Below are 13,706 nucleotides of genomic sequence, written 5' to 3'. Positions count from 1 at the left end.
CAGTGACAACGATTAAGGTATCGGTACGTAATCTCGTCGAATTTGTGCTTAGGTACGGGGATCTACAACCAGGTTCCATTGGGGCTTCACGTGCCCAAGAGGGGATTAGAGCTCATCAACATGTCCAGAAATTAAACGGAGCGGAGTATGTGCCGGAAGTAACACTAAGTTACGTCTACCCTAATCAGGAAGCGCAACGTCCAAGTGGCATAAGCGAAACCCTTTGCTTAGAAATCAAGGGCCGTGCCGATGGTATTATCATGAAGGAATCGGGTGCCTGTATTGATGAGATTAAAACTACCTCGCTGGATTTAGATCTTATTGATGAGTCATTCAACGAGTTGCATTGGGCCCAGGCACAGTGTTACGCCTTTATGTATGCTGTGCAAGAAGGCATAACAACGGTGGAGGCTCAACTCACCTATTTTCAGCTTGATACAGCTCAGATCAAGAAATTCACGAGGAAGTTTTCTTGGCCTGAGCTTTCGAAGTTTTTCGTTAATTTAGTGGAACGTTATCTGACCTGGGCAAGTCGACTGCAAGAATGGGAATTGCGCAGAGATGCTAGTATTCGTAGGACACAATTTCCCTTCGGCACATATCGACCAGGACAACGTGAATTGGCGGTAGCCGTTTATCAGACGATCAAAGAAAGTCAGAAACTATTCGCCCAAGCTCCTACGGGTATTGGGAAGACCATGGGCACGTTGTATCCTGCACTAAAAGCCATGGCTGAAGGGTTTACAGTGCAGATCTTCTATCTCACGGCGAAAACCATCACCCGCACAGTTGCCGAAAAGGCTTTGATGAACTTGCAAGCGCAACGGCTCGAGATTAAACGGTTGACCTTAACGGCCAAACGAAAACTTTGTTTTCTCCCGGAAGCGACATGCCTACCTGAGGATTGTCTTTTTGCTCGAGGGTATTACGATCGAGTGAGAGCAGCAGTAGAGGATGTGTTTGGAGAGGAAGCCTGGACGCGACAAGTGATTGAGGAATACGCGCGTAAGCATTCTATTTGTCCCTTTGAATTCTCATTGGAAATGGCAAATTGGGCGGACGTGGTCATTTGCGATTATAATTATGTGTTTGACCCTCGGGTTTACTTAAGGCGTTTTTTCCTCGAGGGGGGAGAGTACACCTTTTTGGTGGATGAAGCCCACAACTTGGTAGATCGGGCGCGGGATATGTTTTCAGCCGAGCTTGGCAAGGAGTCTTGGTTGGGATTGAAGCGACTAACGAAGGTGGACGACCCAAGGCTGACGAAAAGTTTGACCAAAGTAAACTCTGCCTTAGTTAAGGAGAAAAAACGCTGTACTGAAGTAGAGGGAAGCGGAGAACTTGTGGAGAAAGAGCCTCCAACTAAGCTGATCCAGGCTTTGAGAAATTTCGTTAAGGAAGCCGAGTATTTCCTGAAAACAAACGAGCAACCGTTTGCTTGGCGGGAACAACTGATTGAACACTATTTCCAGGCGTTGAGCTTTATCCGTACCGCAGACAGCTATGATGAAAAGTATGTTACCTTTTTACAGCCATCTCGGGATGATTTGCGAGTGAAGCTCTTTTGTCTTGACCCTTCCGTACGGCTAAAGGAAGCCTTGGGAAGGGGGAGGGCGGCAGTAATATTTTCGGCGACCTTGAGTCCAATGGAATACTTTATGAACGTTTTAGGCGGGGAAGAAACGTCATATAAACTAAAACTGGCGTCTCCATTTTCCCCAGAAAATCTTTGTTTGCTTATTCACAATCGCATTTCCACGAAGTATAAGCAGCGTGGTACTTCCTACGACCTTGTCGCCGAAGCGATTGCTTCGGCCGTTATCCACAGAGAAGGAAACTATCTCGTTTATTTTCCTTCTTATAGTTATCTGCACGAGGTCTATTTGAGGTTTAGGGAACAAAACACAGAGGTCAGCGTGATTTGTCAAACTCCAGGAATGGAGGAGGGGGAACGAGAAGAATTCTTGGCTAACTTTGCCACTAATCCCAAGCAAACCTTGGTTGGCTTTGCCTTAATGGGTGGGATTTTTGGCGAAGGGATCGATCTGATAGGGGATCGACTCTCGGGAGCGGTGATTGTCGGCGTCGGATTGCCCCAGATTAGCATAGAACGAGAGATTATTCGTTCCTATCACGAAACAGCAAGTCGGCAGGGTTTTGAATTTGCATATGTGTACCCCGGTCTTAATAAGGTTCTGCAGGCTGTCGGACGAGTCATTCGTACAGAAAAAGACCGAGGAATAGTGTTGCTCATTGATGAACGTTTTGCTCAATCTTCGTATAAGAAATTGTTTCCAGAAGAATGGAAAAAGATGAGCTATGTAGCGAATGCCGATGGTATTCGTAAAACTATCAGGGGCTTCTGGGCTGAAACCTAGGGGGCCATCCAGAACCATGTAAAGATTGAAAATTTTAGGGTTAAACCACAGGTATCAGCCAATGCACAGGCGTGGGGCCCAGCCCGGGTAAGAAGTGAGGTTAATAAATGTTTATGTATGTGTTTCCCATAGTACTGATTGTTGCATCGAACATCGTTTATAATGTGTGCCAAAAGTCGACGCCCCAGAATGCTAATCCTTTTTCAGCCTTGTTAATCACTTATTTGACCGCAGCGATTTTGACGTTTATAGTAGCTCTTTTTTACAAAACGGATAAAGGATTTCTGCAATCGTTTAACGAGTTGAATTGGACGAGTGTGGCCCTTGGGGTGGCGATTATGGGTCTTGAATTGGGATATCTGCTTGCATATAGGGCAGGCTGGAACATTAGTGTAGGGTCTCTAGTTGCTAATATTATTCTGGCACTGATGCTTATCCCCGTGGGGATATTGTTTTACAAAGAGGGATTTGCGGTCAATCAAATATTTGGCGTTGTGTTTTGTGTGATAGGCTTGATACTGATCAATAAATAGAAACTCTTGTTATAACATTAACTAATGGCATAGGAGAAAATTCGTAATGAATGTAGCAAATGATATCGCCGTTGATCACTATCTTTCGTCCCTCTTACTAGAATGGTATAAAATAGAAAAGAGAGATCTGCCTTGGCGGAGAACCGGAAATCCTTACGCGATCTGGGTATCTGAGGTCATGCTTCAACAAACTCAGGTGAAGACGGTCATCCCCTACTATGAACGATTTATGCATCGCTTTCCCTGCGTGGAAAAACTCGCCAACGCAAGTCTTGAGGATGTCCTAACTGTTTGGAGTGGGCTAGGATATTATTCTAGAGCCCGACGAATGTGGGAAGGCGCCCGCTATATTTGCAATCAGTGTGGAGGAAAGATGCCTGAGAATTACGATTCTCTTCTACGAGTTCCGGGGATCGGAAAGTATACAGCTGGAGCCGTAGCTAGTATTGCGTTTGGGCAAGGAGTTGCGGCAATAGATGGTAATGTCTTACGAGTGGTGTCTCGTCTATTAGCTTGGCCAGAGCCAGTTGAGACGGTTCGCAGTTATCGTCACTTTAATGATCACTTAATAGTATGGCAACCGGCTCTTCAGCCAGGAAACTTTAATCAGGCTTTGATGGAACTGGGGGCTATTGTTTGTACGCCCACGAAACCGGACTGTGATGATTGTCCGCTGGCCCAAGTTTGTGAGGGGTATTTACAGGGCGACTTTCTCCGTTATCCTGTGAAAAAGCCCAAGCCCCAACGCCAAGAGGTTACTCGTTTGACTTTTGTTCTACGTCGAGGAAACCAGGTATACTTACAAAGACGTCCTGACCAAGGTCTACTGGCCAATCTGTGGGAGTTTCCAGGTGTGGAATTGAATCAGGATCATAGCTTGAAAGAGAGTCTTCCTGTGATTGCCTACGAGGAATGCCAAGGCTTTTTCCAAAAGGCGGTACCCGAACGGACATATGACGAGCGATTGAGAGAACAATTTGAGCAGGGATTAACACTGCACGGACCAGTCTGGTACACCTTTAGCCACCGACGATGGAAAATTATCTGGGCAATTGTCGATCTACCAGTGCTGGAACAGATTGATGTTTCTTGGTTAAAGGAATCTGGCAAGGACTATGGATTTGATCCGAAAGAAATCTATCCCACCGAAGAGAAGAAGTGCTGGGTTTCACTACAGGACTTAAGCGTGATCCCACTCCCAGTGGCTTTTACAGCTATCGTCGAATTTCTTCATTCCGGTCAGCATAACCCCGACTAGGGTCCGGACTCTAGTTTTAATGTTAACTTCCTTGACCCCGAGTTATAGAGCTGAGACCCCTATGTTCGCAAAACGGATGTAGGGGTTACTTGTAGTTCGAAAGAGAGTTATGAGTAGATAATTTCTCAATGGTTATGCTAAATGAGCTATAAATCTTCTTTTCTAGTCATCTTATTTGCTTTAAAGGGGAACGGTTCATGACGGGCGGAACACTATCGATTTTATTAAGTTTTACATCGGGAATTTTATCGTTGGTAGGACTTATGTCGATTTTCATATCGATGAATAGCCAACATAATGTTCAGCGGAGTCGAGAAATATTATGGAGTCTTGCCGCATTACCTTATAAAAAAGATTTGTTCCTAGAAAAAGGCGCAATAGGGAAAGAGGTGTTTCGGAAATACATTCTCTACGAACAAATCATCAATGAGAAACAGGAGTTTTCTAAAATCATCATTGGTTTTGCTCAAATTGCGCTAGTTTTTTGTGCCCTTATCTGGATTACACTTGCCTTTAATCATTTTGTTATAGACAGGTCTCTCTTAGAGCAGTTTTTTTTGATGGGAGGTTTGCTGGTTACCGTTTTATTCGTTTTGTACTTTGTCATTAAAATTCTGGGTGATCTCAAAAGTACGAGCAAAGTGGGAAGATTGCCTACGGTTCTTGAGATTATTGATGCTGATCAAATAAATATTGGCTTAAGTATAATTACCCTTGCAGCTATTACGTCCTGTCTGAGAATAGTCCAATCGACGATCTATCTCGGATTTCCCTTGCCATTTAAGAATATAAGAATTAACCTATCTGTTTTAAACTCCGATGAAGAATGGATTCGACAAACGATGGGAGATAGGTTGAAAAACTTTGAGTATTGCATGGAAAAGTTTAAGAAACTTGAACCAAATAAATTCAAACTACTGGGTGATGATTATTGTTGGTATCCTGTTTATTCGTTGAAGGAGGAAGGAAAATACCCAAACGGAGTTCTTGTTACGGTTGAAATGATAAGTCAGGAAGGGTTAGTTACGACCGAATTTTATGTAGAAGATCTCCCTGGAGACAGTGACTCTAGTTTAAGCATTTTTCCCTATTCCTTTAACGAGCAATTTATTAATAGGATTAGTGAATTGGATCCCTTTAGTATTTATAGTGAACGAAACTCAAGTGATGTTCCCGATGAGTTGCCGAAACGACCGTGGTACAATCTGAAGAAGAAATGAGATTCTTTTGGCAATAACTAAACGAAAGTGAAAGGTGACAAGGAGTTTTTTGCATGCAGTTAGCAATCAAAGCGACTGGAGTAGGGGCAAAGTCTTATCGTATCTCCTAGCGAAGAATCCCCGAAATTCATATGATCGAATTTTAAAGGGGTATCGTGTTCGTTTAACCCATACGGTTTTCACGGAAACGGAAGTGATCTTGTTCCGGTGAAGCATTGTGAGGAATCTGTAGAATCATTACAACCGTTGGAGCCTCAGATAGAAGATTCAAAGCCAAGTCTACAGGATGGTTTTATTTCGCCCGTTCCGATCTGGGGATGCTTCTATTATTTTGATGAGAGGGTGCTTCAGAGACATGGGCATATTGAGCACTGATTAATGGATCGCGAAAAAGTCCTAGAAAGACTAAAGCAAGCGGAACAAAACGGTTGGGATGTAAGCTCCTGAATTGAGAAGCTTGGGAGAAAGTTGAAAAGTATTGAGGTTTACCGGGATGTGTTTCAAAAGTTCAATTCAACCCGCGATCAAGGTCCGAGGGAGAAACTGTCTCCATATTATTTATGGAATCGACTACTTGCAGCCAGAAAATTTAATACGTTTAAAGCAAGGTAATGTTAGCCGTAAGCAACGCCATGCCTTAATAGAATTTGCCTTAGGAATTGAAGGGGGTGTTTTGGCTACATTATCTTTAGAGGCTGAACCAGTTGCCCCGAGGTTATAAAGAAGGACATGGATTGGTATTGTTTGATTATAATTCTCTTCATAAAATGGAGATTTAAATTTAAATATTGTATACATGGTATAAAACAGTTGAATGTAAGCTAGTCTTTATGTTACTTTAAATGTACGAACTAATAATGAATAGAGCAAAGGCGCTCATTAGAATTTTGTACTTGATATAAGTGCATCTTTTTAAGGACGCCTTTTTCATTTTCTTTAGTGAAAGGGGAATAAGAGGTACTTGGGTGGATTTGCATAACCATAGTGATGTAGTTATGCGGGAGAGATTGCCCAAAAATTCATAAACGAGTTTTTTGTGTTAAGACGAAAGGAGAGACAGAGATGCTTAGAGAAGGTGAAGTTCGGATTCCGTCCGGGTGTGCGATCAGTGGGATTATCAATCGCAGCGGACAGGTTTTTTCCGGAGAAGATATAATTCAGTCGATTGCCTTGATGCATGACCGTTCTAATGGCTTAGGTGGAGGATTTGCCGCCTATGGTATTTATCCAGAGTATGCAGACTACTATGCTTTTCATCTGTACTATGAAGGGACAGAGGGAAAAGAACAAACAGAGGATTATCTCAATCGCTTTTTCCATGTTGCAGAAAGCGGTGAAATCCCAACACGGAAAACTCGAGGCATTAAAAACCCTCCTTTAGCATGGCGTTATTTTGTCCGACCTAAACCCAACTTTTTGTTGGAAGAGGAAAATGAGGACGAGTTCATTGTGCGGAGTGTAATGTTTATTAACTCTGAATTTAAGGGAGCGTTTGTTGTTTCAAGCGGAAAAAATATGGGAGCCTTTAAAGGGGTGGGATACCCTGAGGATATCGGAGAGTATTTTTGCCTAGAGAACTATCAAGGATATAGCTGGACGGCGCATGGACGATTCCCGACCAATACCCCAGGGTGGTGGGGTGGAGCACATCCTTTCACCCTGCTTGACTGGTCCATCGTGCATAACGGTGAAATTTCATCTTACGGCGCAAACCGACGCTTTTTAGAGATGTATGGCTATAAACTATCCATGCAAACTGACACTGAAGCGATTACGTATGCTTTTGACTTTCTAGTCCGAAAGCAGAAGTTACCGATGGATGTGGCGATTGCGACCCTAGCGGCGCCGTTTTGGAAAGACATAGAACGAATGAGTCCAGAGAAACAAGTTCTTTTCAAGGCTGTGCGCTCCATGTATGGGAATTTATTAATGAACGGACCTTTTTCCATTATTCTAGGATCAAGCCAAGGTTTGATCGCACTCAATGACCGACTAAAATTACGATCGATGGTCGCGGCAACGAAAGGGGATTTCCTCTATCTTGCTTCTGAAGAGTCAGCCATCCGGGAAATCTGTCCTGATCCTGAAAAGATCTGGGCCCCCCGTGGTGGAGAACCTGTAATCGCGACACTCGAAAAGAAGGGAGAACAAGGGTATGGCACTCAGTATGAATATGCCGGACTTTCTTATTGAACGAAATAAAGATCGTTGCATTAACTGCCAGGTATGTGTAAGGCAATGTGCTAATGAGGCTCATCGCTGGGATGCAGAAGAAGAAAAAGTCGTCTCAGATGACATCCAGTGTGTAAATTGTCATCGGTGTGTGACTATGTGTCCCACCCATGCGCTCTCCATTCGGAAGTTTCCACTTGAATTTCGTGAGAATGCTAATTGGACACCGAGCACGATGAAAGCAATCTATAGGCAAGCGGAAACTGGAGGAATTTTGCTGACAGGGATGGGGACGGATCGCCCTTACCCAATCTATTGGGACCATTTGCTGCTCAACGCCAGTCAAGTGACGAACCCCTCCATTGACCCACTCAGAGAACCCATGGAGCTGAAAACCTTTTTGGGTCGGAAACCCGAGCGAATTCAAGTAGAAAATGGTAAGCTTGTTGAGCCACTGCCACCTCAGCTTGAGCTGGAAGTCCCGATCATGTTCTCGGCGATGTCCTTCGGTTCTGTTAGTCTTAATGTGGCTAAGTCCTTAGCTCAAGCGGCAGAAACCCTGGGTATTTTATATAATACCGGGGAGGGAGGCCTTCATGAAGACCTTTACCGATATGGTAAGAATACGATTGTTCAAGTTGCATCCGGTCGCTTTGGTGTTCATACAAAGTATTTGAATGCGGGTGTAGCTATCGAAATAAAAATAGGGCAAGGTGCTAAACCTGGAATCGGTGGACATTTACCAGGAGAGAAAGTCGGAGTGGAAGTATCGCGCACTCGTATGATTCCAGAACGCTCGGATGCGATTTCACCAGCACCCCATCATGACATCTATTCTATCGAGGATTTGACCCAACTTATTTTCTCCTTAAAGGAAGCCACAAATTATGAGAAGCCTGTCATTGTAAAGATCGCCGCTGTGCATAATGTCTCCGCGATTGCTTCCGGGATTGCCCGGGCAGGTGCCGATATCATTGCCATTGACGGTTTTCGTGGAGGAACTGGGGCAGCACCGCTTCGGACTCGAGACTCGGTTGGAATTCCGATTGAACTCGCTTTAGCCGCAGTAGATACACGTCTACGCGAAGAAGGAATTCGGAATCAGGTGTCACTCGTTGTCGGGGGAAGTATCCGGAATAGCTCGGATATTGTCAAGGCGATTGCGTTGGGCGCCGATGCTGTCTATGTTGCTAGTGCAGCTGTTCTGGCCCTCGGCTGTCATATGTGCCAGAAATGTTATACCGGAAAATGTAATTGGGGGATTGCAACACAAAGGCCTGAGTTGGTCAAACGCTTGAATCCCGAGATTGGCGCAGAAAGAGTCACGAATCTAATTAGGGCTTGGGAGCATGAGGTTAAAGAACTCCTCGGTGGTATGGGTATTAACGCCATTGAGAGCTTACGAGGAAATCGATTGATGCTTCGGGGAATCGGATTATCGGATCGTGAGTTAAATATTTTGGGAGTCCTGGCTGCGGGTGAGTAGATAAAACAGGTAGTTTGAGAAAGCTGAAATAATTGGGATTGTGCGGATAAATGAGATAGCTAGGACAGCTCAGGTAGACTGATTTTGTTTGGACGGAGAGCAAGCAGTTTGCCAAGCTCAGGAGAGAGGAAGTGAGGATTTCCGATGAAACGTGTTTATGCCCGAGAAGAAGTGTGTGTGGGCTGTAAACTTTGTGAAGTGTATTGTGCAGCGGCCCATTCAGAGTATCCGAAGGACATTGTCAAAGCCTATTTAAAGCAGAAGACGAAGCCCGTACCGAGAATTTTGGTCGAAGACAATTTATCAATTTCGTTTGCGTTACAATGTCGGCATTGTGATGAAGCACCGTGTACCAAGGCATGTATCACTGGAGCCATGCAGAAAGATTTGGTTACGGGAATTGTACGTAATGATGAAGACCGATGTGTGGGGTGTTGGACCTGTATTCTTGCGTGTCCGTTCGGTGCGATTCGGCGAGATAATCAAGGGCACAAAGTTGCCTCAAAATGTGACCTTTGTTCTAGCGGAGCAGATGACTTGGATGCGCCCAGTGTGCCGGTTTGCGTTCAGAATTGTCCTAATCGTGCACTCCAGTTTATGGATAGTATTTTAGGAGAGGAGGAGTAGTAGCATGGATTATGTGATCATCGGAAATTCCGCTGCAGCAGTTGGCGCGGTAGAAGGAATTCGTAGTGTTGATCGTGAAGGGAAAATCGCGCTTTTTTCGAAAGAGCCTTATCCGGCCTATTCCCGTCCTCTTATTTCCTATTATCTTTCGGGTAAAGTAACGCCAGAAAAGATGTATTATCGAGATCCCGATTTTTATGAACGCCTACAAGTGGATGTTCATCTCGGGACTGAGGTTCAAGCCTTAAAGCTTGAAGAGAAGAATGTCGAACTTTCTTCGGGGGAGAAGGTTCAGTATGATCGTTTGTTAGTTGCAACCGGCGGAAAACCCATCGTTCCCCCCATCCCGGGCAGAGAGTATTCTGGGGTTTCCACCTTTTTAACCTGGGATGATGTGAAAGCATTAGAAAAAGAACTTTTCCCTGGAATTAGAGTTGTAGTGATCGGAGCGGGGCTCATCGGCCTCAAGGCAACTGAGGCCTTGGTTAAGAGAGAAGCCACTGTGACGATTGCTGAACTCTCAAACCGCATTTTAAGCGCTATTCTTGATGAAGCATCGGCTCAAATCGTTCAGAATCATCTCGAGGAACAAGGCGTGAAATTCCAATTAAATAATACAGTAGCCCAGATCTTGGGTGAGAATGGCAAGGTAACTGGTGTTCGCTTGCAGAACGGAGAAGAATTAGACTGTGATCGGGTTATCCTGGCAATTGGGGTCAGACCAAATCTGGATCTTGTCCGGGAGACGAAAATCAAGTTGAATCAGGGTATTGTGATTAGCCCACAGATGGCAACGAGTGTAGACGATGTCTACGCAGCGGGCGATGTCTCCGAAGGATATGATAAAATCTATCAAGAGAACCGTGTGTTGCCGATTCTGCCAAATGCCTATAAGCAGGGATTTACTGCAGGGGTGAATATGGCTGGAGGAAGCTCCGAATACCTGGGCGGATTTGCTATGAATGCCATCGGTTTTTTTGACCTTCCGATGCTCACAGCAGGTATTATCAAACCGAATGCCCCTGATTTCCAAGAATATATCCAAGAAGATCAGGCCAAGCAAAGCTATAAAAAGATTGTTTTGCGTGCGGGAAAGCTTGTTGGGTATATTGCTTTAAATACCATGGATCGGGCAGGAATTCTCACGGGACTCATGGACCAAGAAGTCGATGTAACATCTTTTCAAGAGCATCTTTTGAAAGATGATTTTGGATATATCCATTTTCCACAGGAACTGCGCAGCCAAAGACTTACCCTAAGGAAGTGAAACAGATGATTGTACTCAATGCTAAAGGGCTCTATTATAGGCAACTGAACAGCAAGATTCGTGAAGAACTTGCGGCTGGCTCTGAAGATATCGTGGTTAAAAATGTGAACGGACAACGCTACATTGGGGATGGAATCACTGGTAAAGCACGTTTGACATTAAAAGGAACCCCTGGGAATGATATGGCCGCCTATATGAATGGCTTAGAACTTTATGTTGAAGGAAATACTCAAGACAGTATTGGGAACACTATGAATGACGGGAAAATCGTGGTTCATGGCAGTTCAGGAGATACTGTAGGGTATGCTATGCGGGGTGGAAAAATCTTCATTCGGGATAACGGTGGATATCGGGTTGGAATTCATATGAAGGAATATCAAGAGAAGATTCCAACGATTATCCTGGGAGGAAAAGTAGGAGATTTCTTAGGGGAATATATGGCCGGTGGAGTGATTGTCGTTCTTGGTCTAGGACTTGAAGAGCATGAAGAAATTGTGGGCTCTTATTGCGGTACAGGGATGCATGGGGGAATCATGTATATCCGCGGTGAAGTGGAAGATCACAAACTGGGCAAAGAAGTCAAAGTAGTTGAACTATCGCAGGATGATGAAGAAAAGCTTGAGCACTATGTTAAAGACTATGTTGAATATTTTGGCGGAAATACTGAGGAGATTCTTGCTAAACCCTTTTCCAAGTTGATCCCTTATAATAAAAGACCCTATGGCAATCTTTATTGTGGCTGGTAAGCACTCATGAACTATGCCTTCATATGGGACTCATTCCAGGATATAATGAGCTAATAAGAAAGGAGAGTACCCAATTGCATTTTTCAAAAGAAGATTGTCTGAAGTTTGTAAGGGAAAATGATGTTCGCTTTATTCGTTTGCAGTTTACGGATATTTCCGGCAGAATGAAAAACATAGCGATTACTGATAAACAGCTTGCCAATGCTTTCGAAAACGGAGTCATGTTTGATGGCTCAGCCGTTGCAGGATTCACAGGTGTTGAAGCGTCCGACATGTTTCTTTTTCCGGATCCCGATACTTTCGCGATCATTCCCTGGAGGCCACAGCAGGGCAAGGTCGTTAGACTTATTTGCGATATTAAAAACCATGACGGATCGCAATTTGAGGGGGATCCCCGTTTTATACTGAAACGAACGTTGAAAAAGGCAGAAGACCTGGGCTATACTTTCCAAGTCGGCCCAGAATGTGAGTTCTTTTTGTTTTACAACGATGACGAAGGTCAGCCAACGACGATTACCCATGATTCAGCTAGTTATTGCGATCTGGCTCCCATCGACCAAGGGGAAAACACCCGTCGTGAGATTTGTATGATTTTAGAAGAAATGGGGTTTGAAATCGAAGCGTCGCATCATGAAACAGCGGCGGGGCAGCATGAAATCGATTTCAAATATACGGATGCTCTTACTGCGGCTGATAATATTATGACCTTTAAAATGGTTGTCAAGAGCATTGCGCAGCGCAATGGTCTTCATGCGACCTTTATGCCCAAGCCGCTTCCCGGTGTCAATGGTTCGGGGATGCATATCAATATGTCTCTAACCCGAAATGGGATCAACCTCTTTAAACAGGACGAGATTGAAAATGATATATCGGAAACTGCCAAGCATTTTACGGCAGGGTTGTTGAGTCATATCAAAGGAATTACGGCCATCGCCAATCCCCTCGTGAATTCCTATAAACGATTAAAATCAGGTTTTGAAGCCCCGGTGCATATCGCATGGTCTCATATGAACCGAAGTCCCTTGCTTCGCGTCCCTGCACCCCGGGGAGAAGCAACAAGGCTTGAACTCAGAAGTCCGGATCCGACCTGTAATCCTTATTTGACCTTAGCGTTAGTCTTAGAGGCTGGGCTTGAGGGATTAAAAAATCATTTACCACTGGCTGATCCGATTAATGTTAATATTTACAACTTAACGTCAGAACAGGAGAAAGACCTTAAACTCGAGAGGCTACCCTCAAACCTTTTCTTAGCGCTTGAAGAGATGAAGAAAGACCCCTTGATTCATTCGACTCTTGGTGAGCATACGTTTAATAAATACTTAGCAGCAAAGACTTTGGAATGGGAAGCCTACGATAACTCGATTCATTCCTGGGAGATTGAAAAGTATCTCAAAACCTATTAAATGAGGTTACCCTGCTCAAAGGGGTGATTGTAGTGAGCGCAGGGAGTGTTCTTATCGTCTGTGGGAAGGCTGAAGTCGCGAGCAGCATGCAGACCATGCTCATCAAAGAAGGTTTTTATCCGGTAAACTGCGCTCATTCAGCCAATGAGGCGCGTCGAAATTTTTTCAACACCCTACTGGATTTGGTTATTATAAGCACTCCGCTACCCGATGAACAGGGAACGGATTTGGTTTTTGATACCCATGATAAAACGTCCGCTGGAATCGTGGTGATCGCAAGGCCCGAGCATTTGCTTAATATGCAATTTAGCCTTGAAAAAGTAGGTGCTTTGATTCTTCCTAAACCAATCAACCGCTTAACATTGCTTCAAACTGCACGTTTTGCACTTTCAGTACGGAATTCGATGACACAATTAAAAAATGAGCGTGATACCCTAAAGAAGCGGATCGATGAGCGGAAGATCCTTGAACAAGCCAAATGGACCCTTGTGGAAAAGTTAAATATGAGCGAGCCACAAGCCTTTCGCCTCATTCAAAAAAGGGCCATGGACTTGCGAATTTCCCAAGTCATAGTCGCGGAAGAGATCATCAAGAAGTATGAATAAAACAGGGTTAT

The 13,706-nt window shown here is 44.3% G+C and carries 12 protein-coding genes; all 12 read left to right on the top strand.

Annotated elements, in window-relative coordinates; genetic code table 11:
• Nucleotides 1-2 precede the first annotated feature (2 nt).
• The 12 genes from E4K68_RS05310 to E4K68_RS05250 all read left to right on the top strand — a co-directional run bounded on the left by E4K68_RS05310 (nucleotide 3) and on the right by E4K68_RS05250 (nucleotide 13,695).
• Complete coding sequence (locus tag E4K68_RS05310; RefSeq protein WP_135377863.1) at nucleotides 3-2,378, top strand: ATP-dependent DNA helicase; 2,376 nt, start codon at nucleotides 3-5, stop codon at nucleotides 2,376-2,378.
• Between the two features lie 107 nt (nucleotides 2,379-2,485).
• A complete protein-coding gene (locus E4K68_RS05305; protein WP_135377861.1) occupies nucleotides 2,486-2,911 on the top strand; it encodes an EamA family transporter in 426 nt (141 codons plus the stop codon).
• A 46-nt stretch (nucleotides 2,912-2,957) separates the two neighbouring features.
• Nucleotides 2,958-4,169: an A/G-specific adenine glycosylase gene (gene mutY / locus E4K68_RS05300; protein ID WP_135377859.1), complete on the top strand. Its 1,212-nt coding sequence runs from the start codon at nucleotides 2,958-2,960 to the stop codon at nucleotides 4,167-4,169.
• A gap of 197 nt (nucleotides 4,170-4,366) precedes the next feature.
• Entirely contained in the window at nucleotides 4,367-5,389 is a 1,023-nt protein-coding gene (locus tag E4K68_RS05295) for a hypothetical protein (protein WP_135377857.1), read from the top strand.
• Between the two features lie 493 nt (nucleotides 5,390-5,882).
• Nucleotides 5,883-6,110 (top strand): hypothetical protein, encoded by a 228-nt coding sequence (locus E4K68_RS05285; RefSeq protein WP_135377855.1) that lies wholly within the window; start codon nucleotides 5,883-5,885, stop codon nucleotides 6,108-6,110.
• Nucleotides 6,111-6,451: 341 nt separating this feature from the next.
• The gene (locus E4K68_RS05280; protein WP_135377853.1) at nucleotides 6,452-7,582 is read left to right on the top strand and encodes a glutamine amidotransferase family protein; all 1,131 of its coding nucleotides are present in this window, start codon (nucleotides 6,452-6,454) and stop codon (nucleotides 7,580-7,582) included.
• Nucleotides 7,545-9,047: a glutamate synthase-related protein gene (locus E4K68_RS05275; protein WP_135377851.1), complete on the top strand. Its 1,503-nt coding sequence runs from the start codon at nucleotides 7,545-7,547 to the stop codon at nucleotides 9,045-9,047. Before E4K68_RS05280 ends, E4K68_RS05275 begins: the two co-directional genes overlap by 38 nt.
• Nucleotides 9,048-9,191: 144 nt before the next feature.
• Nucleotides 9,192-9,674, top strand: coding sequence for a 4Fe-4S dicluster domain-containing protein (locus E4K68_RS05270; protein ID WP_135377849.1), 483 nt, complete (start codon nucleotides 9,192-9,194; stop codon nucleotides 9,672-9,674).
• A gap of 4 nt (nucleotides 9,675-9,678) precedes the next feature.
• Nucleotides 9,679-10,941, top strand: coding sequence for an FAD-dependent oxidoreductase (locus tag E4K68_RS05265; protein WP_135377848.1), 1,263 nt, complete (start codon nucleotides 9,679-9,681; stop codon nucleotides 10,939-10,941).
• A gap of 5 nt (nucleotides 10,942-10,946) precedes the next feature.
• A complete protein-coding gene (locus tag E4K68_RS05260; protein ID WP_135377846.1) occupies nucleotides 10,947-11,687 on the top strand; it encodes a hypothetical protein in 741 nt (246 codons plus the stop codon).
• 74 nt (nucleotides 11,688-11,761) lie between these two features.
• Nucleotides 11,762-13,090 carry a type I glutamate--ammonia ligase gene (gene glnA, locus E4K68_RS05255; protein WP_135377844.1) on the top strand — a complete coding sequence of 443 codons (1,329 nt, stop codon included), beginning with the start codon at nucleotides 11,762-11,764 and terminating at the stop codon, nucleotides 13,088-13,090.
• 32 nt (nucleotides 13,091-13,122) lie between these two features.
• On the top strand, nucleotides 13,123-13,695 hold the full coding sequence (locus E4K68_RS05250; RefSeq protein ID WP_135377842.1) for an ANTAR domain-containing protein: 573 nt from the start codon (nucleotides 13,123-13,125) through the stop codon (nucleotides 13,693-13,695).
• Nucleotides 13,696-13,706 lie beyond the last annotated feature (11 nt).

It is taken from the genome of Desulfosporosinus sp. Sb-LF (assembly GCF_004766055.1).
Lineage (GTDB): Bacteria > Bacillota > Desulfitobacteriia > Desulfitobacteriales > Desulfitobacteriaceae > Desulfosporosinus.
This window is presented reverse-complemented; position numbering and strand designations above follow the sequence as displayed.